At 59.3% G+C, this 22,896-nt stretch carries 18 protein-coding genes; 9 read left to right on the forward strand and 9 right to left on the reverse strand.

Going from position 1 to position 22,896, the window contains the following annotated elements; all coding sequences use genetic code 11:
* Positions 1-455: 455 nt before the first annotated feature.
* From R3C19_05910 to R3C19_05925, 4 genes are all read left to right on the forward strand, one after another.
* A complete protein-coding gene (locus R3C19_05910; GenBank protein MEZ6059878.1) occupies positions 456-1,367 on the forward strand; it encodes a hypothetical protein in 912 nt (303 codons plus the stop codon).
* Positions 1,368-1,485: 118 nt separating this feature from the next.
* The gene (locus tag R3C19_05915; GenBank protein MEZ6059879.1) at positions 1,486-2,064 is read left to right on the forward strand and encodes an HDIG domain-containing protein; all 579 of its coding nucleotides are present in this window, start codon (positions 1,486-1,488) and stop codon (positions 2,062-2,064) included.
* A 204-nt stretch (positions 2,065-2,268) separates the two neighbouring features.
* Complete coding sequence (locus R3C19_05920) at positions 2,269-4,689, forward strand: DUF1553 domain-containing protein (GenBank protein ID MEZ6059880.1); 2,421 nt, start codon at positions 2,269-2,271, stop codon at positions 4,687-4,689.
* A 171-nt stretch (positions 4,690-4,860) separates the two neighbouring features.
* The gene (locus tag R3C19_05925; GenBank protein MEZ6059881.1) at positions 4,861-6,300 is read left to right on the forward strand and encodes a DUF1501 domain-containing protein; all 1,440 of its coding nucleotides are present in this window, start codon (positions 4,861-4,863) and stop codon (positions 6,298-6,300) included.
* Between the two features lie 41 nt (positions 6,301-6,341).
* Here the strand turns inward: R3C19_05925 and R3C19_05930 are convergent, their stop codons facing one another.
* From R3C19_05930 to ectA, 4 genes are all read right to left on the reverse strand, one after another.
* Positions 6,342-7,271 (reverse strand): phytanoyl-CoA dioxygenase family protein, encoded by a 930-nt coding sequence (locus R3C19_05930; GenBank protein ID MEZ6059882.1) that lies wholly within the window; start codon positions 7,269-7,271, stop codon positions 6,342-6,344.
* A gap of 98 nt (positions 7,272-7,369) precedes the next feature.
* Positions 7,370-7,753: an ectoine synthase gene (locus tag R3C19_05935; GenBank protein ID MEZ6059883.1), complete on the reverse strand. Its 384-nt coding sequence runs from the start codon at positions 7,751-7,753 to the stop codon at positions 7,370-7,372.
* A gap of 92 nt (positions 7,754-7,845) precedes the next feature.
* Positions 7,846-9,114, reverse strand: a complete 1,269-nt coding sequence (gene ectB, locus R3C19_05940) for a diaminobutyrate--2-oxoglutarate transaminase (GenBank protein MEZ6059884.1) — start codon at positions 9,112-9,114, stop codon at positions 7,846-7,848.
* A gap of 160 nt (positions 9,115-9,274) precedes the next feature.
* Positions 9,275-9,931: a diaminobutyrate acetyltransferase gene (gene ectA / locus R3C19_05945; GenBank protein MEZ6059885.1), complete on the reverse strand. Its 657-nt coding sequence runs from the start codon at positions 9,929-9,931 to the stop codon at positions 9,275-9,277.
* Positions 9,932-10,381: 450 nt separating this feature from the next.
* Here ectA and R3C19_05950 point away from each other — a divergent pair, with 450 nt between their 5' ends.
* The 3 genes from R3C19_05950 to R3C19_05960 all read left to right on the forward strand — a co-directional run bounded on the left by R3C19_05950 (position 10,382) and on the right by R3C19_05960 (position 13,501).
* Positions 10,382-10,948 (forward strand): TRAP transporter small permease, encoded by a 567-nt coding sequence (locus R3C19_05950; GenBank protein MEZ6059886.1) that lies wholly within the window; start codon positions 10,382-10,384, stop codon positions 10,946-10,948.
* A gap of 112 nt (positions 10,949-11,060) precedes the next feature.
* The gene (locus R3C19_05955) at positions 11,061-12,350 is read left to right on the forward strand and encodes a TRAP transporter large permease (GenBank protein MEZ6059887.1); all 1,290 of its coding nucleotides are present in this window, start codon (positions 11,061-11,063) and stop codon (positions 12,348-12,350) included.
* A gap of 92 nt (positions 12,351-12,442) precedes the next feature.
* Positions 12,443-13,501 (forward strand): DctP family TRAP transporter solute-binding subunit, encoded by a 1,059-nt coding sequence (locus R3C19_05960; protein ID MEZ6059888.1) that lies wholly within the window; start codon positions 12,443-12,445, stop codon positions 13,499-13,501.
* Positions 13,502-13,559: 58 nt separating this feature from the next.
* Here R3C19_05960 and R3C19_05965 read toward each other — a convergent pair whose 3' ends face one another.
* From R3C19_05965 to R3C19_05980, 4 genes are all read right to left on the reverse strand, one after another.
* Positions 13,560-14,741, reverse strand: a complete 1,182-nt coding sequence (locus R3C19_05965) for a family 10 glycosylhydrolase (protein ID MEZ6059889.1) — start codon at positions 14,739-14,741, stop codon at positions 13,560-13,562.
* A gap of 258 nt (positions 14,742-14,999) precedes the next feature.
* Positions 15,000-15,443 (reverse strand): hypothetical protein, encoded by a 444-nt coding sequence (locus R3C19_05970; GenBank protein ID MEZ6059890.1) that lies wholly within the window; start codon positions 15,441-15,443, stop codon positions 15,000-15,002.
* 23 nt (positions 15,444-15,466) lie between these two features.
* Complete coding sequence (locus R3C19_05975) at positions 15,467-15,925, reverse strand: hemerythrin domain-containing protein (GenBank protein MEZ6059891.1); 459 nt, start codon at positions 15,923-15,925, stop codon at positions 15,467-15,469.
* A gap of 343 nt (positions 15,926-16,268) precedes the next feature.
* Positions 16,269-16,718, reverse strand: a complete 450-nt coding sequence (locus tag R3C19_05980) for a DCC1-like thiol-disulfide oxidoreductase family protein (protein MEZ6059892.1) — start codon at positions 16,716-16,718, stop codon at positions 16,269-16,271.
* A gap of 652 nt (positions 16,719-17,370) precedes the next feature.
* Between R3C19_05980 and R3C19_05985 the strand changes: the two genes are divergently transcribed.
* Together R3C19_05985 and R3C19_05990 are read left to right on the forward strand one after the other, a co-directional pair.
* Entirely contained in the window at positions 17,371-20,871 is a 3,501-nt protein-coding gene (locus R3C19_05985) for an acyl-[ACP]--phospholipid O-acyltransferase (GenBank protein MEZ6059893.1), read from the forward strand.
* A gap of 132 nt (positions 20,872-21,003) precedes the next feature.
* A complete protein-coding gene (locus R3C19_05990) occupies positions 21,004-21,372 on the forward strand; it encodes a hypothetical protein (protein MEZ6059894.1) in 369 nt (122 codons plus the stop codon).
* Here R3C19_05990 and R3C19_05995 read toward each other — a convergent pair.
* A complete protein-coding gene (locus R3C19_05995; GenBank protein ID MEZ6059895.1) occupies positions 21,354-22,778 on the reverse strand; it encodes a sulfatase in 1,425 nt (474 codons plus the stop codon). The two genes, R3C19_05990 and R3C19_05995, sit on opposite strands and share 19 nt — an antisense overlap.
* Positions 22,779-22,896: the final 118 nt, after the last annotated feature.

A 22,896-nucleotide genomic window follows, 5' to 3' on the forward strand; every position in this document is an offset into this window, starting at 1 on the left:
CTGGTATGTCACGCGCAAATCTCGGTCAAAAGAATCGCTCCGGGAGACTTTTGTTGTCGCGCAGGCGGGGAATTGCCCGCAATCTCTGACGCCGCCGCCGCGTTTGCCGAATGCAGGGATTATCCGCCGCCCGGAAGACTCCGACGACTTCGAACGCGCGAGCCGGTCGGTTACCGAATGCAAATCCGATTGCGAATGCGCGATCCGCAGTGCGCCCGGAACTACGCCGCGACATCTCGGGTCTTCCGGCAGGCAGAATCTCATCCGGATTGTCGAACGACGGGACGTCGTGTCGCTGTCCGAAGGATTCAAGGAGCGGCGTCTGATTATCGGCTGCGACAGGGAACTCGCTGTCATTTCCGCGAACAAAGCTCTACGGTATCCGCAGCGGCGCCGGGCTGGAAATTCCGCGGCGGCGCCTTTCGTCTTACCACCAGAATTCGGATGCCGTGCCCATGCGACGCTTTGTCTTTTTGGCGTTGTTTCTGCTTTCCTGCACGAGTGTTTCCGCCGCCGCGGCGGATGCCATTCGGCATTCGTTTTTCGTCGCCGGACCGCAGTTCACCGGCATCATCGACGAAGATGGCCGGGAGATCTGGGATTCCGGCCGCGCCGGAGCTCGCGACGGATTTGTGCTGCCGGATGGCAATGTGCTGATTGCCTGGGGCGACGTCGTCAGGGAGTTCACGCCGTCGAAGGAAGTGGTCTTCGAGTATCACCTGTCCAAAGACAACCAGGAGATCGGCACGGCTCAGCGCCTGGAAAACGGTAACACACTGATCACGGAACTCGGCAAGCGGCCGCGCCTGATGGAAGTCAGCCGCGCCGGAGCCATCGTCGTCGATTGTCCTCTTCTGCCGGAAACGGACAACGGCCACATGCAGACTCGAATGGCGCGCAAGCTGCCAAACGGCAATTACATCGTGCCCCACCTGCTGGCGTTCAAAGTGAAGGAATACACGCCGGAAGGAGAAGTCGTGCGCGAAATTGCGACCGATCTTCAGCAGCTTGGCGGCCGTGCCGCCGAGAACTGGCCATTCACCGCCATCCTGCTGGACAACGGCAACCTGCTGGTGAATCTGACTCACGGCAACAAGACCGTGGAATTCGATCCGTCCGGAAAAGTGGTCTGGATGGTCAGCAATGACGACTTTGACCGCAGGCCGTTTGACGATTCCTGCGGAGCTCAGCGGCTGCCCAACGGCAACACAGTCATCACAAGTTACCACGCCAAAGAAGGCATCAAGCTGACCGAAGTGACGCCCGACAGGAAGATTGTCTGGACCTACGAAGGTCCGCAGGCCGCTCATCACTTTCAGATTCTGACGACGAATGGCAAACCGATCGGCGGAACACCACGCAAGTAGTGGATCACTGCGCGCGAATGATCTCCTCCGTACGATTGCCGCGGTCAGTATTGCGACGGGTCGTGCCACCCGCGGTCGATCCTCGCCCGACGTCTCAGATCTTTCCGGGAGACTAACCATGTCACGACAGGACGACCTTGCACTGCTGCACGAGTTCACGGAAAGCACCAGCCTGATTCGTCACATGCTTGCTGTCGAAGCGGCGATGCGAGCGTACGCGAAGAAGTTCGGCGAGGACGAAGAAACGTGGGGAACCGTCGGTCTGCTGCACGATTTCGACTACGAACGCTGGCCCGATCCTCCCGATCATCCGCTGAAGGGGGCTGCGATCATGGCGGAACGCGGGTATCCCGAACACGTTATCTATGCCATCAAATCGCATGCTGATTATCTCGAAGACTGTCCGCGAGTCTCGCGCATGGACAAGGCTCTGTATGCCTGCGATGAACTCAGCGGTTTCATCAGTGCGTGTGCCCTGGTGCGTCCCGGCCGTCTTGACGGCCTGACGCCGAAAAGTGTTCGCAAGAAAATGAAGCAGCCGTCCTTCGCCTCAGCCATTCATCGGGACGATATCGTTCGAGGCGCAGAAGACCTGGGCGTCGAACTGGACGAACACATTTCATTCGTGATCGCCGCCATGCAGTCGATCGCCGGAGAACTCGGGTTGATTGCAACGGAACCGACAGCCGCCGAGTGATCAGGATCTCCGCCACGGATTCCCACAGCTCCCGCGTTGATAGAAGCAGACGCGGAGATCTGCAGCTTCACGTGCATCACCAGCCAGAACTTCACTGGCACCCGCTGCTGCGCGCACCCGGCGCTGGAAAGGCGTGGTTTCACAGCTTAAGTTATCGTAGTACGAACTGACTTGAGAGACTTCGTTTTCGAGGTAAGCGTGAACGTGAATATTGCTCGTATCGCGGTCGTCGTTCTGGCTCTGCCGATCACTGGTTTCGCACAGCCAAAGGTCAACTTCAACCGGGACGTTCGTCCGATCCTGTCCGATCGGTGCTTTCAGTGTCACGGTCCGAACGAACATGACCGCCAGGCCGATCTGCGGCTCGACCGCAGCGATGGTACGGACGGCGCACATCGAACGATCGACGGTACTCAGGCCATCAAGCCCGGATCGATCGAAGACAGTGCCCTGTGGCAGCGCATCACGTCGGACGGCGAAGACGTGATGCCGCCACCGGATTCCAACAAGAAACCGCTGACCGATGCCGAAAAAACCACAATTCGGCGGTGGATTGAACAGGGCGCGGAATACGTCGATTTCTGGTCATTTGTTCCACCGCGAGTGCCGCAGTATCCCGACGTCCGCGACGATCGCTGGAACCAACATCCCATTGATCGCCTGGTCATGCATCGGCTGGAAGAAGAAGGTCTGCAGCCGAAGCCGACCGTCGACCGGCGCACGCTGATTCGTCGGCTGAGTCTCGACCTGACCGGACTTCCACCAACGCGGAACGAAATCGCGGAGTTCCTCGCCGATGAGTCCGCCGACGCGTATGAACGCCTGGTTGACCATCTGCTGGCAAAGCCGCAGTACGGCGAACACATGGCCAAGTACTGGCTGGACCTGGTTCGCTTCGCCGACACCAATGGCATTCACCACGACCACTATCGCGACCTGACTCCCTATCGTGACTGGGTGATTCGCGCATTCAACCAGAACCTGCACTACGACGATTTTGTGAAGTTTCAGCTTGCCGGAGACCTCTATTCGGAACCGACCCGCGACCAGTTGATCGCGTCCGGGTTTCATCGGCTGCATCTGATTATCGATCGCGGCACAGCTCTGCCCGAAGAAAGCTTCAATCGCAACGTGCTGGACCGCGTTGAATCCGTCGGGACGGCCTTTTTCGGTCTGACTGTCCAGTGCGCCGTGTGCCACGATCACAAATACGATCCGGTGACAATGAAGGACTTCTATCAACTGTCGGCATTCTTCAACAACATCGATGCCGAACCGGAAACCGGCGGGCGCGAAGGAACTGACTTCAAACGTGGCCTGCAGCCGCCCTACATCAATATCACGACCGCCGAACAGGACGCGAAGCTGGCGGAATTCACCGCACGGATCGATGACCTGAACGCTCAAATCGCGAAGCTGAAGCAGCGCACCGCGAACCAGGCGGCGAATTCTTCTCAGGCCGAAGCCGATCTGAAGGCTGCCGAATCGGAACTACAGGCAGCCAGGGATGCTCAGGAGGAGTTTCTGATGACCGTTCCCGCAGCGATGGTCATGAAGGAACGTGCCGAGCCGCGGCCGGCCTACATCCTGATCCGCGGCCAGTACGACAAGCCAGGCCAGCAGGTCGAACGCAACACACCCGCGTTCCTGCCGCCGATGTCTGCCAGCGGCGAAAACAAGTCGCGGATGGATCTGGCCGAGTGGTTTCTGTCGCCAAATCATCCGCTGACGGCGCGAGTCGCCGTCAACCGGTTCTGGCAGCAGTTGTTCGGCGTCGGGATCGTGAAAACTTCAGAAGACTTTGGTGCTCAGGGAAGCTGGCCGAGTCATCCCGAACTGCTGGATCATCTGGCCGTTTGGTTCGTCGAATCCGGCTGGGACGTCAAGGCCCTGATGAAGCACGTGGTCATGTCCGAAACCTACCGGCAATCCTCGTCAGCGACGCCGGAGGAATTCCAGCGCGACGCCGAAAATCGGCTGCTTGCCCGAGGCTCCCGGTTCCGGCTGGATTCCGAAGTGATTCGCGATCAGATCCTGGCAACCAGCGGTCTGTTGAATCACGAACTGTTCGGGAAGAGCGTTAAGCCGCCACAGCCCGCAGGTCTCTGGGAACAGGTCAGCATGCCGAGTTCGTATCCTCGCAGCTACGAGGCGGATACCGGTGACCGAATCTATCGCCGCAGCGTTTACACCTTTTGGAAGCGCGGGATGCCGCCGCCGCAGATGACGATTCTGAACGCTCCGACGCGGGAAGCCTGTACTGCTCGCCGGGAACGCACGAATACTCCGCTGCAGGCTCTGCTGCTGATGAATGAGCCGCAGTTCCTGAATGCCGCTCGCCATCTGGCATGGTCGACGCTGCAGGATGGTTCCGCGAGTGACGAAGAACAACTGAACCTGATTTACGAAACGATCACCTCGAAACTGCCTGGCGCCAATCAGTCTCAGCGCCTGCTGAAGATGGTCGCGGATCTGGAAGACATCTATGCCGATCATCCCGAGCTTGCCGACCAGCTTTGTGACGGCGTCGAGTTGTCTGACGATTTGTCGAAGGCGAGGCTGTCCGCGTGGACGATGCTGGTCAGTTCAATCTACAACCTTGACATCACGAAGACTCGACAGTGATCGTTTCAGAAATGCTTGACGAAGAACTCAGCAGCGCGTCGTCTCTGCGAGGCGACCGATCGTTTTGAGCCATCAATCTTCCCTGCGAAATCCGCCGGTTTGACCCGGACCGCGACACGGGCAGGCAGGGACGCACGCCGGGAATCACCGTTCCCTACGAAAGCCACCGCCATGTACAGCATTTGCGATCCTTACAACCAGCTTCAGGCCCGACGTCAGTTCCTGAAGACTTCCGGGATGGGTCTGGGCGTCACGGCGCTGGCTTCGCTGTTGCCTCAGAACGCTGCCGCCGCGCATTCGGCCAGTACTCTCACGCCGAAAGCAAAGCAGGTCATCTTTCTGTTTATGGCGGGGGCTCCCAGTCAGGTCGATCTGTTTGACTACAAGCCGGACCTGGGGAAGTTGTTCAAGCAGCCGCTGCCGGAAAGTGTCAGCATGGGGCAGCGAGTCACTGCGATGACGCGAGGCCAGACTCAGCTTGTCGCTCCGTCAATGTTCGGTTTCAAACGCAGCGGCGAAAGTGGAATCTGGGTGAGCGAACTTCTGCCGCATCTTTCCGAAGTCGCCGACGATCTGTGCATTGTCAATTCGCTGTACACGAATGCGATCAACCATGATCCGGCCAAGACGTTTATCTGCACGGGCTCGGAGATTCCCGGCAAGGCCAGCATGGGAGCGTGGCTCAGCTACGGGCTCGGTTCCATGAATCGCGACCTGCCGGACTTCATCGTGCTGACATCGGCATTCTGGACCGGCGGAACTCGCAACGTTCAGGCACTCTACAGCCGCCTGTGGGGCAGTGGTTTCCTGCCTTCGAAACATCAGGGAGCCGCCTTTCAGACGTCGGGTGATCCGGTCTTGTTTCTGTCAAATCCGGCCGGGGTGGATCGCAGCGTTCGCCGACGAATGCTGGACGCGCTCGGCCAGGTCAACAGCGAGCACTTCCAGGAAATCGGCGATCCCGAAATCCAGACCACCGTGGCTCAGCAGGAAATGGCGTTTCGCATGCAGGCGTCGGTTCCCGAGCTGACCGACATCTCCGGTGAACCGCAACATATCCTTGACATGTATGGGCCGGAGATTCACAAGAACGGATCGTTCTCCCGGAATTGCCTGCTGGCACGACGAATGGTGGAACGCGGTGTTCGGTTCACACAGGTGTTTCATCGCGGCTGGGACCACCACAACATTCTGCCTCAGCAACTGCGAGGCCAGTGTTATGACGTCGACCAGCCGTGTGCCGCACTGCTGACCGATTTGAAGCAGCGAGGCCTGCTGGACGACACGATCATTGTGTTCGCCGGAGAATTCGGTCGCACGGTCTACTGCCAGGGCAAACTGGAACGCGACGACTACGGCCGCGATCATCACCCGCGCTGTTTCTCGGGGTGGCTGGCGGGAGGCGGCATCCGGGGTGGCCTGATGTACGGCCAGACAGACGACTTCAGCTACAACGTCGTCGAAAACCCCGTCGCGATCCGTGACCTGCACGCCACCATTCTGCACCAGCTTGGCATCGATCACAGGAAGCTGACATTCCCATTCCAGGGTCTCGACCAGCGCCTGACCGGTGTCGAGCCTTCGAGAATCATCCGCGAAATCCTGACCTGAGCCTCGAACCGGCATGTGATACCGGCGCCGCGAACAGGATCTCAGGACAGGATGTCGGCTTCTGAAATGTCTCGCTCGGCGAGATATTCCGGGCGCGGGGGCTGGCCGCTGAAGGGGTGGGTCAGGTGGTTTTCGACGCTGTTGTACACCGCAAACAGGTTCGTTCGCGGTGACGGGCTGAGGTTGCCTGCCGAACCGTGCATCGTGTTGCAGTCAAACAGGATCACGGACCCCGCTGTGCCCTTCGGAGCGACAATGCCACCGGCGTCAACAAGTTCCTCAAGCGCTTCCACCGGCGGGACACCATATTGCTGCCGGCGCAGCGAATGTTCGAAGTGGTTTTCGGGCGTCAATCCGGGACAGCGCACATAACGCCGGTGAGATCCCGGAATCAGCATCAGCGGTCCGTTGAACTCATGACTGTCGGTCAGCATCAGTGACATGCTGATGGCCCGCATCCGCGGCATGCCATCTTCGACGTGCCAGGTTTCAAAGTCCGAATGCCAGAAGAATTCGCGACCGTCGAGGGCCGGCTTGTAGTTGATTCGTGACTGGTGAATGTAAACGTCGGAACCAAGCAGCCGGCGAACAGGTCCCAGAATGCGGGCATCTGAAAACACGGAATTCATCAGTTCGCTGAGTTGGTGCAGGCGGAAGACGGAACGGACGACGCGGCTGTCGGGTTCGCGAACCAGCCCCGGCTGGCCGTCGGGCCAGTGCTGCACGAGTTCCCTGGCTTCGTTCAGCATCCGCTGCACTTCGTCGTCGGCGAACACGTCCGGCAGCACGACAAAGCCGTCGCGGTCGTAGGCTTCCACAAACTCGGCCGGCAGTTCGGATCGGGACGAACCCCAGACAACGGGGTCGGCGCGGTCAGCGATCTCCATCGTGTTGCCGTACCGCGATGCGTAAGGATCAGTGAGAGAGTTGGAAGTCTTGAATTCGGCGGATTGCGATTCGACGGCAGTCATGGCGGCATCCTGTTATTCGGGCAGCGAAGTTGTCAATCACTGCGGGGCTTTGTAGTCGGTAAGGTGAAAGCAGCGGCGCGGGACGTGTCAGGATTCGGTCATTCGACGAGCGGATAGGCTCCGTTTTCGTCGTGCGTTTCGGTCCCGACCACTGGCGGATTGAAGACGCACACCATTCGCAATTGTGTGACGGCGTGCAACTCGTGCTGTTCATGTTCGGAAAGCGCGTACATGGTGCCGGGTTTGATCGCGTATTCCTGATCGTTGTCGAGATCGCGCAGTTTTCCGGTACCTTCAATGCAGTACACGGCTTCCAGGTGGTTGGTGTACTTCATGCAGGTTGTTGTTCCGGCCTTCAGCGTTGTGTCGTGCAGCGAGAAACCCATGCCGTCGCGCTTCAGCAGCAGTCGACAGCTTGACCAGTTTTCGGTTTCGACTTCCCGCTCGGTCAGCAGGACGTCTTCCAGGGTACGTACAATCATTTCAGTCAGGGCTCCGGGGCGTTGGATGGATGCAGGTGAGGAAACGGAACTCGCGCGTCTCGGGGACGGGCATGCGCTGGGTCGCGGATCAGCTATTTCCCGGATGCAACCAGATCGCGAGACGAAACGGCGGCGACGGATTCACGGATGATGTCCAATCCGGCGTTCAGGTCGTCCTCGGAAATGTTCAGCGGGGGCAGCAGTTTCAGCACTTCATCCGCGGGTCCGGATGTTTCGACGATCAGGCCGCGACGAAATGCTTCACGGGAAATCAGCGAGGCCAGATCGGAATCCGGAAACTCAACCCCCTGGATCATGCCGCGACCGCGAGCGTCAGCATCGTGTTCATCCGCCAGATTCAGCAGACAGTCGCGAATGATCGCTGCGTTGCTCAGAACCGCCTGCGTCATGGAATCGCCGACCCAGAAGGTCTCCAGCGCCGCGCGGGCAGTGACGAAGGCCGCGTTGTGTCCGCGGAACGTGCCGTTGTGTTCTCCGGGGTCAAAGACATCCAGTTCGGGTTTCATCAGCGTCACGGCCAGCGGCAGTCCGAAACCGGAGAGTGACTTCGACAGGCACACGATATCCGGCTGGATGTCGAAACTTTCGAAGCTGAAGAACGGACCGGTGCGGCCGCAGCCAACCTGAATATCGTCGACGATCAGCAGCACACCAAACCTCGCTGCCACTTCAGCGAGTTGCCGCAGCCAGGTGCGTGATGCGACATTGACGCCGCCTTCCGCCTGAAGTGTTTCCACGATGAAAGCCGCCGGCAGATCCAGACCGCTGCTGGAATCTTCCAGAAAGCGTTCCAGCGAGCTGATCGTATCAGCGTCAGTGCCGTGGTATCCGCAGTAGGGAAAGTGAGTCACGTTATTCAGCGGTACTCCCGCTCCGGCTCGTTTGCTGCCATTGCCCGTCAGCGCCAGTGACCCCAGAGTCATCCCGTGGAATCCGTTGGTGAATGAAACCACGTTGTGCCGACCGGTGAATTTGCGAGCCAGCTTCAAAGCCGCTTCGACCGCATTGGTTCCGGTCGGCCCCGGAAACATCACCTTGTAGTCCATGTCGCGAGGCTGCAGGATGATCTTTTCAAACGAACTCAGAAAGTCGCGTTTGGCCGACGTGTACATGTCCAGCGAATGCATCACGCCGTTGCATTTCAGGTATTGCAGCAATTCCATCTTCAGGACAGGATGGTTGTGCCCGTAGTTCAGCGCGCCGGCTCCGGCGAAGAAGTCGATGAATTCCTGCCCGTCTTCGTCCACCAGCCAGGAACCCGATGCCGTCTGGAAGACTGTCGGAAAACTGCGGCAGTAGCCTCTGACTTCCGATTCGCGTCGTTCGAAGATGTCCGTCATGTCGTCCTGCTCCTGAAGTATCGTCTGAATGAAAAGTTGCTGGTTGTTGAAGGTGAAAGTCAAATCGCCCGCCGCCGGCTGCAGACTGCCGCAATCGTCCGGACGTTCGCGACGTTGCGGCGCGTGTCGCTGTGCAATACCGCGGCAGCGCTGACGGGTATCAATCCGGAACGCCGCCCGCACAGGACTGAGCCTGCTCTTCGCACGCGAAGGTGTCGCCTTCCCTGACTTCGGACGGTTTATTGGTTTGCCGTGGACGTGCCGACCGCATGGCCGACGCGCGAGCGGCATCCGGCTGAGTCAGCGTAAAGGGCCCGATTCGAATTCCGGGTTCTGCTTCGTGAGCACCTTCCGCCGATGGAAAACATTCGGCCGGGAATCCATCAGTTGGCTTCAACACCGTGCCAAACCGATTTGCCAAAGCGTCAAACGTCCGGCGAGAGGCGATATTGGATTCGCTGATGGTTGCTTCGACGTAGCGAATTCCGCTGCGAATGAGAGGGGGCAGCAGGAAGTCCAGAAGTCCGCCGGCGATTCCCTGTCGCTGAGCACTGCGGGCGACTCCAAGTTGCCAGACGAACAAAGTATCGCTGCGATCCGGCAATCGAAAGGCCGTCACGAAGCCGACAATCTGACTGCTGCGTTCGGCCACCGCGCACGTGGCAGCGAAGTTTCTGCACAGCAGCAGATACAGATAGAGGGAGTTGCAGTCCAGGATTCCGGATTCGCGCACCAGCCGAAGAATGGCGCTCGCGTCAGTAACGCATGGCTGCCGGAACTGGACTGTTGCTGGCTCACTCGTAGCCGCGGAACTCACGAAACTATCACTCGCCGAAGTGGGTATCCTGCTCATTGCGTCGTGCATTGATTTCGCAGGCGGTCGCATCGAGTCGGCCGTTCTGCTAACGTGCAGGAAGAACGGTTGCTGTTCCGACTACCATATTGGTGCAGACTCAGATCTCAACCCCGATTCGCGGATTGCTTTCCATTTCGATCCGGCCGACTGATTCCAACTGACGTTTCAGTAACGGTTTATGTGAATCCTGATGTTTCTCTGAGAACTCTGAGAAGCTGTTGAATTCGCGCGAGTGAGCGCATCCGATTCCGCGTTCGCGGCATGCGACGCAGGCCGCGGACATTGCAAACGTGTTCCGTTCACGTGTGAAGTCGTGTGATTTTCGCGTGACTGTGCGTGGACAAGTCGAACCGACGCCGCGACAGACTGGTCGTGGCGTTCGAACCCGCCGGACACCGGAAGCCTCCCTGCATGAGGGAGTACTTCGAGACAGAACAGGATACGGCGATGCAGCGTTGTTTTCAGATCGTCCGTCGAACCGAAGAAATCCTGCTGGCGTGGTCAGTGCTGCTGATCGCCGGACTGACGATCGCCAACGTCGCGACTCGAGCCGTGTCGGGTGACAGCCTGGCGTTCACCGGCGAGCTCTCGCAGTTTCTGATCATCGTGGTTACGTTTGTCGGACTCAGTTACGCGGCGGGTCGAGGCCGGCATATCCGCATGACGGCGATCTGCGATCAACTTTCGCCGCGGTATCGCAAACTTCTGATCGTCATCAGCTCGCTGATGACGGCGGCGTTGTTGTCAGTCCTTGCGTGGTGTTCGCTGGAATACATCGCCACGGTGCGGTTTCTGGAATCCGTTTCGCCGGTGCTGCGAGTGCCGCTGCATCTGGTCTATCTGGTGGTCCCGCTGGGGCTGATTCTGTCCGCGGTTCAGTACGCGCTGGCCGTGGTTCGCAATGTGACTTCGCCGGGCGTGTACCTGTCGTATGAAGTCGCTGACGAGTACGAAGAACCGGTTGTCGGCGAAGTCTGAACGCCGCGCGGCCGCCTTGAGTCGCGCAGCTGCGCGGCGCACATTCGCGCGGTGAGCATGAATGCGGCCGGCACCGGGTTCTTCCGCAGGGAATTGGGAATCGACGGTTGTTATGGAATTGTTTGTTATTGCGCTGGTGATGTTGCTGCTGCTGATGCTGGGCTTTCCGATGAAGGTTCCGCTGATCACGGCCGCACTGGCGCTGTTGCTGGTGTTTCATCCGGATGTCACCCCTGCGGTTGTCGTGCAGCAGATGATTGGCGGCATCAAACCGGCGGCGCTGATTGCCGTGCCGATGTTCATCCTGGCGGCCGACATCATGACCCGCGGACATTCGGCAAATCGCCTGCTGGACCTGGTGACTTCGTGCGTCGGCCATTTGCGCGGGGGACTGCCGATTGCTTCGGCGGTCAGTTGCACTCTGTTCGGAGCCATGTCCGGGTCGACTCAGGCCACAGTCGTCGCGATCGGAGGCCCGCTGCGCCCGCGGCTGCTGCGTTCCGGCTATCCGGATGACTTCACGATTGCTCTGATCATTAACGCGAGTGACATCGCCCTGCTGATTCCTCCCAGCATCGGCATGATTGTCTACGGGGTTGTCTCCGGGACATCCATCGGTGAGTTGTTTATCGCCGGGATTGGTCCGGGACTGCTGATTCTGCTGCTGTTCAGCCTCTATTGCCGCCATGCATCGAACCGTATGCAGATCGAACCGCAGCCGGCCGCGTCTGGTTCAGAACGAATCGCTGCGCTGCGGGCGGCTTTGCTGCCGCTGGGATTTCCGCTGATCGTCATCGGCGGTATCTACGCGGGGATCTTCAGTCCGACGGAAGCCGCAGCGGTTTCGGTGTTGTACGCGCTGGTGCTGGAAGTTGGCATTTTTCGGGAACTCCGGCTTCGAGACCTGCCCGAAATCGCGCTTTCGACGGGAACCGTTACGGCCGTCGTGTTTGTGCTGGTCGGAGCCGGTGCCGCGTTTTCGTGGGCGATTTCGTTCGCGGAACTGCCGCAGGTTCTGATCAGTGACTGGCTGGGACTCAGCGCTGACTCCGGTTACTGGCGGATCATGCTGACAATTGCCGCGGCTTACTTCGTCGCCTGCATGTTTGTCGACCCGATTGTTGTGATCCTGATTCTGACACCGATCTTTCATCCCGTGGCCACGGCGGCCCATATCGATCCGGTGCTGGTTGGCATTGTGGTGACGCTGCAGGTAGCGATCGGGTCCGCGACACCGCCGTTCGGCTGCGACATCTTCACGGCGATCGCTGTGTTTCGAAGACCGTATCTGGAAGTCATTCGCGGCACTCCGCCGTTTATCGCCATCCTGTTGCTGGTTGCCGTGATTCTGATCGGAGTACCACAGGTCAGCCTGTTTCTGCGCGACCTTGCCTTTGAATAGCCGGCGACGCGCCAGCGCGATGCCTTTACGCCGCGGCTTCACCGATGGCCCTCCCGCGGCCTTGTCACGTGACGATCACGAAGGACAGTTTCATGCGATTGCATTTGACGATTCTGGCGCTGGCGATGATGCCGGCCGGGTGTGAGACGGCCGGTTCAGAGCCGCGCGGTGCGACGATTCACTGGCGATTCGCGATCGAAGAGCCGGTCGGCAGCGTTCAGCACGCATACGCCGAACGATTTCGCGAACTGATTGAGCAACGTTCCGACGGCGCCATTCGTGTGACCGTCTATCCGTACGGAACACTGGGAACCTCCGACCAGATCACGGAACTGGTCGACATGAATGTTGTGCAGTTCGCGATGGCCTCACCCGGCCATCTGGGAAAATTGATTCCCGAGGTCCAGGTCTTCCTGCTGCATTTCCTGTTTTCCGATGATGAGCAGTTCAACAACCAGCTGCTGAACGACGATCCGGACCTGAGCCGCGTGTTTCAGGAACTCTACGCCGCCCGAAATCTGCAGTTGCTGTCAATCTGGTCAGAAGGCTGGCAGGTATGGACCACGAAGACGCCGGTGGCGGCACCGAGCGACTTTCGCGGAATGAAGTTTCGTGTGATGACGTCGCCACTGCTGCTGGCCGCGTACAACGCGTACGGAGCCAGCGCGACACCGCTGCCGTATTCCGAGGTCTACAGCGCGCTGCAGTTGAACATGATCGAAGGTCAGGAAAACCCGGTCTTCGCAATTCAGGAAATGAGTTTCCACGAAGTCACCGATTACATGATCTTTCCGTATCACGCGCCATTCATCACGACGACCGTCACCAATCGCGAGTTCTTCGAATCGCTGCCGCCAGAACAGTCCCGGCTGATTGAAGAGGTTGCCGACGAACTGAACGAATACATCCTGCAGGTTCAGCAGACGTACAATCGGGAGCGTCTGCAGATGATTCGCGACAAGCGGCCGGACCTGACAATCGTTGAAGGTCTGTCGGACGAGCAGCGAATGCAGTTTCGCAGCGCCAGTCAGCCTGTGTACGAACAATTTGTCGAAATCGCCGGCGGGCGTGCTCGCGACGTGCTGGACCTGGTCCAGCAGAAGGTCGCCGCACACGATTTCGCAAATGCCGGCGATCTGCCGCAGCCGTGAGCTTCCCGACGCGCGATTCCATTCACAGTCCGGGCGCTTCAATCATGTGGCGCTGAGCTTACTCGCTGGCGGCCACCGAAAGGCGGCTGAGCACCTCGAACGGCGGTTCGCTGGCGTCTTTGCCCCGTTCTCGCGAGGTGAAGAAGTTGAACAGATAGACGCCGTCCGCTCCCTGTTCGATCAGGTTGTCAGACGCGGATTGGTATTCGTCGCCGGTGAGATTGTCCTGACCGCTGCCGCGCGTGCATTCGATGCCGCCGTAGACGGGAACGTTTGTGATGGCCTGTTTCCATTCGCCGATCGGCAGGTCACCGCGTTCGAACAGGAATTCGGACACCGTGACAAAATCGACCCAGCCGCTGGCGGCCCATGCCGGAACGTCGCAGCCGATTTCGCGCGCGGTTTGCGGTGTTGGCGGCGTGCGACCGTAGTTCGACGGTACTCGCACCGACAGAATCAGCCGACGTCCCCGCTCCCGGCCGACTTCGTCCAGCATGTCACGAACACGCCTGACGAGTGAATTCATCATCGCCACACGTTCGTCGGTTGTGCCGCTTTTGAAGAATGCCGGAAAGCGGTTGAAGTCCAGTTCCAGGCCATCGCTGTCATAGCGTCGCACGGCTTCTTCCAGCAGACGAAACACGTACTCGCGAACTTCTTCGCGACCGAAATCCAGTGCTCCTGCGCCGCGGTAGCGTTCTGTTCCCAGCCGCCACTCCGGGTGATCCTTCAGAAACCTGGTTTGCAGAAAGTCGTTGCCGTGGTCATCGTTCATGCGAAACGTCAGCAGGGCTTCCAGGCCACGCCGCTTTGCTTCTTCAAGCATGATCGCGTAGGGATCGTGGCCGGCGTCGAAGAAGTTCTTCATGTTCTCGAACCGCTGTTTTTCCGAATCGGGCCAGGACTCTCGCTCTTCGTCCGTCGAAAGAGTCCCCCGCATCGTGCCGACTTTGGTCGGGTAGTACATCACCTGCGCGTCAATGCAGACCAGAATCGTGTCGACGCGACTGCCTTCGTAGGCGACTTCTTCGATCAGATGTTTTACGTCGTCGACGGTCAGGGCGACGGGGCCCTTGCTGTTCGCTTTCGTCCACAGGCACGAATCTCCGTCGAAGTTGTACAGCACGCGCCGGTCGCGAATGGACGGTTCCGCACCGATGGCGGACATCGCGGACACGGCGACGACGAGAGACACGCAACATGTCAACGTCGGACGACATCTTCGGAGCAGTTCAGTCATCGCGGGAATTCCGTTGGCAGGGTGATGTCGAAGCTTCGCTGCGGGAGAACACACGGCTCGCGGACGTTTCCGCCTTCGCCTCGGTGCATTGACCGGGCCGGCGTCGTCGCGGTTTGTTCGCAGCCCTGCAGCTCGCCGTTGGACAATGTGCGATAGTCTATCAATGTTGCCGACGAACTGTCACACGCGTCGACATAGTCCAGCAGGAGACGGCTAATGGCTGGAAAGCTGTGATTCCGGAAGCTGGCCCTGCAAACGTCAGGCACCATCGTTCGGCGTATCTGATCGCGAGCCGTGCAGACGCGTAGTATTCAGCATGGAACAGGCCAGGAACAACGCGCCGGGAGCGGCAAAGAGTGCGAAATAGGGACCGCGAGGCAGTATTCCGGACGTGCTGATGTGCCAGACATAGAAGCCGGCAAGACTTGCCAGGCAGATCAGTCCGCCAAGTCTCTCTTTCCGAAACCCCAGCAGCAGGCCGACCACAATTCCGGCCGGAAAGAACACCAGGCCAATCACTTCACCGGGTGAAAGCCGCGCGGCGCCGGGGTCTCCTTCACCGAGGACCATTGCGGCCAGCAGCAGCAGGCTGGCGACGCTCCAGAGGCGGGCGATCCATCGCAGTGTGGTGATCAGACTGGCCATTCTGTTGAACCTGCGGAATCGCGACTCGTCGGCATCGATGCCGATGACATCGGACACAACTCCGGTACTTGAGTGACCTGCTACCTGCCGTCGCAGCCGTCCTGGTGGTTTACCGCTGCCGCCAGAATTGAAAGTTCCTGGGTTTCATGTTGATTCAGCAAATCCAGCACTGTGTCCAGTTCGGCGCATGCCTGCTGCCAACTGTCGAATGGCGGCTCGGACTGATGAAGGCGATCAACCAGGACATCCAGTTGCTTCAGCAGTTGTGAATGTTCCAGCACCAGTCCCTGCGTGCTGTTCGCGAGGTCCGGCGCCACCGTCAAGGCATCCGACAGGTAGCCCTGCTTTTCTTCGTGCTCGAAGTGACTGCGAAGTTCGTGATGCAGTGGCCGCAAACGGTCCCCCATTTCGCCGAAGCGCGGTATGCCGAGTTCGCTCACTTCGCCGATCCACGTTCGCAACTCACCGATCCTTGATGCCAGGTGTTCATGTTCCTGCACGAATTGGCTGAGATCGCTTCGAAGTATGTCGTCTCGCATGATGATTCGTCCCGATACAACAGGAGTTCCTGGTTCAGGGAGCAATTGTCATACCACGCTGGCCGTCTGTGGCTGGATGGCGGTGCTGACGAACATCCGCTGCTGCGTCACAGTCACGTGAGCATTTGTGGAATGTTCGGTCTCCCGCGCGCCGAAATGGCTCGCTGCCGTGCTCTCATGCGCGCTTTTCCGACGTCAGCCAACCCGGCGGACTTTGTCGTATTCCGGAACTGACTGCACGGAGCGTTGTGTCGCCGTTGGTTCTTGTGCGGACGCTGCGGCGCGAGTTCCGCGGTGCAGCGTGAGACGCACCGCTTCGTCGGCACTCGGACGTGGCCTGTGTCTATTCGAGGAACTGGCTGCGTTCTTCGGGTGTTGGCAGACGGCAGGCTTCGGTTCTGCCCCAGATTCGATAACGAAGCGCAGACACCATGCGGTAGCCAGCGTTTCGCAGCGGCGACGGAATGAGCCACAACAGCCAGCCGACGACGTGCCAGACTCCCGTCAGCAACATCAGTGTTCGGACCACAGCCGTCGATCGATAGAACAGCCGTCCGCGATGTGCCAGGACGAGCGTATCCAGTGAACTGCGAACGTCGGCCGGCAGAACCGCGCGTGCCGTGGAGCCCTGCAGCGGCGCGAACTTCAGGCGTCGCCGGGTATCACGGGCCAGCAGGAAGTTCACGGTCCGATTGCACAGCCCGCAGACTCCATCAAAGAACACGACAGGCTGCGAAGGATCAACAGCGGCTGTGTTGTCAGGAGCATCGGTCACGACGTTTGGTTCAGGCATCGGAGTTCGCAGGCGCGGCTTCTGTCGGGTTGGCTTTACGCTCGGGAGTTCCATCACTTCGAAGTTCCGTGGTTCTGAAATTCCAAGTTTCTGAAAATTCCATGTGGCAGTGATTGAACGGCCTGGCGATCGCACCGCGGAGCAGTTTCTTCCGGACAATGCTTCGCCGGTTGAAGCCGGTGACGAGAACCCAGTGCCTTTCCGCAGTCCGCACGACAGATTAACAGGTTTCCACAGCACGATCACAGATCAACATCAGGCACCCGCAACGAACGGCGTGGACGCATTCTCCCGGACCGGCGGTTGAGCCTTCGAAACCGCCAGCGGTGAACGTGTCAGTAAGTGGCGTCGAAGGCACGTGCGCAGAGAAGTGCCGGAAACACAGTCTTCCGGCGGGAACATGTTGCTCTGGCCGTGCAGTTGCCTTGCAGAAGGAGCGTGGCTTGACTCTGATTCCGCCTGACTCGTCCCGAATCTGCGCACCGCGGCGCATTCGCGTCGAGATCGGACACGGGGGCTGGCAGAATCCTTCGGCGGACGTTCAGGTGCCGGTTTCCGCGGGTCCCGCCGCCTGCAGGTTGCAGCTGCCGGGACGTCGGGTCTTTCGCCGCAGCGCGTCACACCAGATTTCACATATTCATTGAAAGCATTCATGACGGAATCGCTCGCCGAATCTGCCGAATCGCCTCGTCGCATGGCATCCGCTTCGTTCTGCGGATTTCTGGCGATGAGCTTTCTGACGGCGGTCAATGACAACATGTTTCGCTGGCTGATCATTCCGATCGCCAAGCAGCAGTTTCTGGCGGGGAAGGATGTCGCGGGCGAGGCCGCTCAGCAGCAGGAATCGCTGGTGCTGTCGCTGGGACTGGGCTGCTTCATTCTGCCGTTTGTGGTGTTTGCTCCGTGGTCCGGCTGGGTGGCGGACAAATTCAGCAAACGCAGTTCGACGATTGCCCTGAAGATTGCCGAAGTTGTGCTGGTATCGATCGGGCTGTGGACGATTCACTCCGGCAGCGTGCCCGCGATGTTCACAGTGTTGTTTTTGATCGGTGCCCAAAGCGCTCTGCTGAGTACCGCGAAGTTCGGAATTATCCCGGAACTGGTTTCCCGCAGCGCGATTTCCGCGGCGAACGGGCTGGTGGCTCTGGCGACTCTGGTGGCGGTGATTTTCGGGACGATCGCCGGCAACTGGCTGGCGACGGAAACTCAGGCCGACGCCGCACGGGGCCTGCTGATCTCTGCCGTCGCGCTGGTGACGGTGGCCGTGCTGGGAGTGGTCGGCGCGGTGCTGATCGGACGTGTGCCGGCAGCCAACCCGACGCTGGCGTTTCCGTGGAATGTCGTCCGCTTCTCATGGCGAGATCTGAAGCTGGTGATGCAGAACAAGGCAATTCTTCGCGTCACGCTGGGGATCACATTCTTCTGGGCACTGGCTTCGCTGGCGCAGATGAATATCGACACGTTCGTGATTCATCAGCTTCACCTGAAACAGCGCGACGTGGGCCTGTTTCTGGCGGTGCTTTCGATCGGCGTCGGCACGGGAAGCGTTCTGGCCGGATGGTGGTCCGGCGGCCGGGTCGAATTGGGAATGGTGCCGCTGGGAGCTCTGGTGATGGCAGCGGCCTGCATCCTGCTGTTCTTCTGTCGCCAGTCGCCCGTGCTGACCGGTGTCATGCTGGCATCCATTGGTCTGGGAGGCGGTCTGTTTAACGTGCCGCTGAACGCGTACATCCAGGAACGAAGTCCGCACAAATCTCTGGGAGCGATCCTGGCCGTTGGCAATCAGTTGACGGCTCTGGGGATGCTGGTGGTGGCGGGATTGTTCTGGCTGCTGCGAAATCCACTGGGCCTCTCAGCGGCGTCGATCTTTCTGGTTTCCGGTCTGGGCATCATTCCCATTCTGGTTTACGCCGTCTGGCTTATTCCTCAGGCGACAATTCGATTCGTGGTGTGGCTGCTGAGTTGCACCGTCTACCGCGTTCGTACGTACGGCATCGAGAACATTCCGGAACGTGGACCGGCACTGCTGGTGGCCAATCACGTCACCTGGATCGACGGAGTGATGCTGCTGCTGGCGAGTTCCCGCAACATTCGGATGATTGCCTACGCCGACTATGTCAGCGGGCCGCTGATGGGGCGCATTTCGAAACTGTTCGGCATTATTCCGATTCGCAGCGGCGATGGCCCGCGGGCCCTGATTCAGTCGCTGAACACGGCTCGCGACGCATTGAAAAACGGCGAACTGGTCTGCATCTTCGCCGAAGGCCGCATCAGTCGCACGGGCCAGCTGCTGAAGTTTGAACGCGGGATGCTGACAATTCTGAAAGGCACGGACGCTCCCGTGGTCCCGGTCTATCTGGACGAGCTTTGGGGGAGTATCTTTAGCTATCGGGGCGGGCGGTTTCTGTGGAAAAGGCCGCGCAACTGGCCGTACCCGGTTTCCATCAGTTTCGGAACACCCATCGAACACGTGACTGACGTCAGCGTTGTTCGCAATGCCGTGCTGGCACTGAGCGCTGAGTCGCTCGAACGCAGAAAGGAACGCACCATGATTCCGGCTTGCCGATTTATCCGCCAGTGTCGGCTGGCATGGAACCGCGTCAAAGTTGCGGATTCCGCCGGAACCGAACTGACGGGCGGCCGGTTGCTGGCCGGGTCACTCGCCTTTCACAAACTTCTGACCACGTCTGTATTGAAGCCGGACGCCGACATGGTCGGACTGCTGCTGCCACCTTCCGTCGGCGGAATTCTGGCCAACACGGCACTGACTCTGGCGGGAAAAGTCACCGTCAACCTGAACTACACCCTGACCGAAGACACCATCAATTACTGCATTCGGCTGGCAGGCGTCAAACAGGTGCTGACCAGCCGCCGGTTCCTGGAAAAGAAGCCGCTTAACCTGGACGCTGAACTGATCTATTTGGAAGACATCCGCGAACAGATCAGCGGCGTCGCCAAAGCCGTCGCGATGGCGAAGGCTCGCCTGATGCCCGCCGGAATGCTGGTCGGCAGCATGGGCCTGAACAAAGTCGGCCCCGACGATCTGATGACAATCATTTTCACGTCCGGTTCCACGGGTGAACCCAAGGGAGTGATGCTGTCGAACAACAACATCGTGTCCAACATCGATGGGGTCAACCAGTTGTTGAACCTGACCAGCAACGATGTTCTGCTGGGTGTCCTGCCGTTCTTCCATTCCTTCGGCTTCACCGTGACGATGTGGCTGCCGCTGTGTGCGGAACCAGGTGTTGTGTTCCATTTCAATCCGCTGGACGGGCGGACCGTCGGAAAGCTGTGCGAGAAACACAACGTCACGATCCTGTGCGCGACTCCCACGTTTTTGCGAACTTATCTGAAACGCTGCGAGCTCGATCAGATGAAGTCCGTGAACCTGGCAATTGTTGGCGCCGAAAAAATGCCGCCGGAACTTCGCGATGCCTGGAAGGCGAAGTTCGGCTACGAACCGACCGAAGGCTACGGAACCACGGAACTTTCCCCGGCCGCAGCCTTTAACGTTCCTGACAATCGCATCGGCGACGATCTGCAGGGGACTTCCGGAACCAAAGCCGGAACCGTCGGTCGCGTGCTGCCGGGATGCGCCGCGGCCGTGTTCCATCCGGAGACCGGCGAGCAGCTTTCAACCAACCAGGAAGGACTGATCCGCATCAAGGGGCCCAACGTGATGCTCGGTTACCTGAATCAGCCGGACAAGACCGCGGAAGTTCTGAAGGACGGCTGGTACGACACCGGCGACATCGGCCGGATCGACGACGACGGCTTCATCGAAATCACCGGACGACAAAGCCGGTTTTCCAAAATCGGCGGCGAAATGGTTCCTCACATTCGTATTGAGCAGGAAATCACCCGCATCATCGATGAAGACGACACCGATGAGCCGGAGATACTCTGCGCTGTCACCTCGGTGCCCGACGAAAAAAAGGGTGAGCGGCTTGTCGTGCTGCACAAGCCGATGAGAATCTCGGTCAACGAGATTCTGAACGAACTGAAGAAATCCGACATGCCCAACCTGTGGCTGCCGTCGTCAGACAGCTTTGTGGAAGTCAGCGAACTGCCGCTGCTGGGAACCGGCAAGCTGGATCTGCAGGCCGTCAAACAGAAGGCGCTGGAACGTTTTGTCGCGGCGAAAGAATGACAGATGCGAATTCGTCCTCCGCGAAGCATTGGCGATGCGATGAATCTGTTGGTGTTGGGAGGATTATGCTTCGCGTTGTTCCTTTACCTTCACCCACCGATCGAGCAGTCCCGGCAGGAAGCTCGCACGTCGATGACCTACAATCGTGTCCGTTGGCTGGTTGCTGATTATCAAAAGGGACGTCTGCAGCCGGCGGAACCGATCAGTGAGAACTCCTTCGTCATCGTGCCAAACAGTGACAATGAGTGGGAGAAGACCGATCCGTGGGGGCAACAATACCGGCTGATGGTGCTGCCCGGCGGTGAAAGTCGCGTTCTGTCCAGTGGTCCCAACATGGTGACCGGCGACGACGGAGTCGACGACGACGACATCTATTCCGACATGCCCGTTTCCCCCATGGAACCATTCCGGCAACGCCATCGGCGAGAACTGCTGGTTGCGATCGGCGTTCCCCTCTGCTGCTGGATCCTGCTGGCCGCCATCTACCTTTCTCGCTGGTAACGGTGGACGGCGTCGAGATCAAAATCGGGATTGGGCATCGTCGGAATCGGCGCGGAAACGTCGGCTCGCCAGCGCTGCATGGCGGCGTGCAACTCGGCGAGTTTTTCGGGTTGAGACTCACTCAGATCGCGGGCTTCGCCGAGGTCGTTCCGAAGGTTGTAAAGTTCCAGTCGACCGGTTTCGAACCATTCGATCAGCTTCCAGTCGCCCTGGCGGATCGCTCCGGCCGGCGTTGTTCGGAAGGGACCTCCGGCGGGGTCACCGCGACCCTGCAGATAGGCCGGAAAGTGCCAGAAGATGGCGTCGCGGCGAAGCGATGCTGCCGGATCCTTCAGCAGTGGAACCAGGCTTTTTCCGTCAAGTTGATAGCCATCCGGCGTCATTGACCCGGAGACTTCCGTCAGCGTCGGATACAGATCGATCCCGATGACAGGTTCGTCGCATCGGCTGCCGGGGCGAGTGATTCCCGGCCAGCGCACGATCAGGGGAACTCGAATGCCGCCTTCGTAAAGCATTCCCTTTGCGCCGCGGAGCGGACGATTTGACGTGGCGCCTCCGAAGCCGCCGTTGTCCGAAAAGAAGATGACGAGAGTGCTGTCAGTCAGTTTCAGTTCGTCGATCTTCGCCAACACTCGGCCGACGCTTTCATCCACGCTGGCGAGCATCGCGGCGTACCTGGCATTCTTTTGGTGCTGCCCCGGGACTTTGCTCCGGAAAGATTCCGTCAGGGATTCCTTCGCCTGAATGGGAGTGTGGACCGCGTAGTGCGTCAGATACAGACAGAATGGACCTGCCTTGTTGTCGTCGATGAACTGAATGGCTTCATCGGTCAGCCGGTCGGTGAGGTATTCGCCGGGATGTTTCTGTTCAAGATTCGGAAACTTGTATGGACTGTGGTACCCGCCGCCGCTCGGACTGCCCCATTCGCGTCCGGCGATGTTGACGTCGAATCCCTGTGTTGTAGGGTCGGCACCGAGATGCCATTTTCCAATGCTTGCCAGCGTGTAGCCGTTGTCCTGCAGGACTTCCGCCCACGTGACGAAATCGTCCGCCAGCATCGTCTTGTTTTCGACCGGTTCAAGGCGGCGGAATTGGTCGTTTCCGCGCTTAGGATCCCCCACCGTGTAGATTCCGTGGCGCGGCGTGTATTTGCCGCTCAGCAGGCACGCGCGACTGGGAGCGCAATTGGGAGCGTTCGCGTAGGCACTGGTGAACACCGTGCCGCTGGCTGCAAGCGCGTCGATGTTGGGAGTCTCGTGAAAATCGGAACCCGCGTAGCTCAGATCTGCCCAGCCGAGATCGTCGATGAAAAAGAAGACGATGTTGGGCCGATCCGCAGCCGCCGCGCCGACAGCGCTGCCGGCCACTGCCAATACAAACACAGCTCGAAAAACAAACGTCAGCATGGTGATGCTCCCATCAGTTCCGGCATTCAGGACCGGCCGACCATCGATCGGCACCGGGTTGCGGTATGAGTTCATGCGGCACGGAAGGTGAGTCTGCCCGGCGTGCTCCTGCCGCGCT

This window comes from Planctomycetaceae bacterium, from assembly GCA_041398785.1.
Classification (GTDB): Bacteria; Planctomycetota; Planctomycetia; order Planctomycetales; family Planctomycetaceae; genus JAWKUA01.

What these genes read in the sequence shown, in the direction of transcription:
- R3C19_05910 (MEZ6059878.1), top strand. Translation starts at nt 456, where the DNA reads ATGCGACGCTTTGTCTTTTTGGCGTTGTTTCTGCTTTCCTGCACGAGT.
- R3C19_05915 (MEZ6059879.1), top strand. Translation starts at nt 1,486, where the DNA reads ATGTCACGACAGGACGACCTTGCACTGCTGCACGAGTTCACGGAAAGC.
- R3C19_05925 (MEZ6059881.1), top strand. Translation starts at nt 4,861, where the DNA reads ATGTACAGCATTTGCGATCCTTACAACCAGCTTCAGGCCCGACGTCAG.
- R3C19_05930 (MEZ6059882.1), bottom strand. Translation starts at nt 7,271, where the DNA reads ATGACTGCCGTCGAATCGCAATCCGCCGAATTCAAGACTTCCAACTCT.
- R3C19_05935 (MEZ6059883.1), bottom strand. Translation starts at nt 7,753, where the DNA reads ATGATTGTACGTACCCTGGAAGACGTCCTGCTGACCGAGCGGGAAGTC.
- ectB (MEZ6059884.1), bottom strand. Translation starts at nt 9,114, where the DNA reads ATGACGGACATCTTCGAACGACGCGAATCGGAAGTCAGAGGCTACTGC.
- R3C19_05950 (MEZ6059886.1), top strand. Translation starts at nt 10,382, where the DNA reads ATGAGGGAGTACTTCGAGACAGAACAGGATACGGCGATGCAGCGTTGT.
- R3C19_05955 (MEZ6059887.1), top strand. Translation starts at nt 11,061, where the DNA reads ATGGAATTGTTTGTTATTGCGCTGGTGATGTTGCTGCTGCTGATGCTG.
- R3C19_05960 (MEZ6059888.1), top strand. Translation starts at nt 12,443, where the DNA reads ATGCGATTGCATTTGACGATTCTGGCGCTGGCGATGATGCCGGCCGGG.
- R3C19_05965 (MEZ6059889.1), bottom strand. Translation starts at nt 14,741, where the DNA reads ATGACTGAACTGCTCCGAAGATGTCGTCCGACGTTGACATGTTGCGTG.
- R3C19_05975 (MEZ6059891.1), bottom strand. Translation starts at nt 15,925, where the DNA reads ATGCGAGACGACATACTTCGAAGCGATCTCAGCCAATTCGTGCAGGAA.
- R3C19_05980 (MEZ6059892.1), bottom strand. Translation starts at nt 16,718, where the DNA reads ATGCCTGAACCAAACGTCGTGACCGATGCTCCTGACAACACAGCCGCT.
- R3C19_05985 (MEZ6059893.1), top strand. Translation starts at nt 17,371, where the DNA reads ATGACGGAATCGCTCGCCGAATCTGCCGAATCGCCTCGTCGCATGGCA.
- R3C19_05990 (MEZ6059894.1), top strand. Translation starts at nt 21,004, where the DNA reads ATGACCTACAATCGTGTCCGTTGGCTGGTTGCTGATTATCAAAAGGGA.
- R3C19_05995 (MEZ6059895.1), bottom strand. Translation starts at nt 22,778, where the DNA reads ATGCTGACGTTTGTTTTTCGAGCTGTGTTTGTATTGGCAGTGGCCGGC.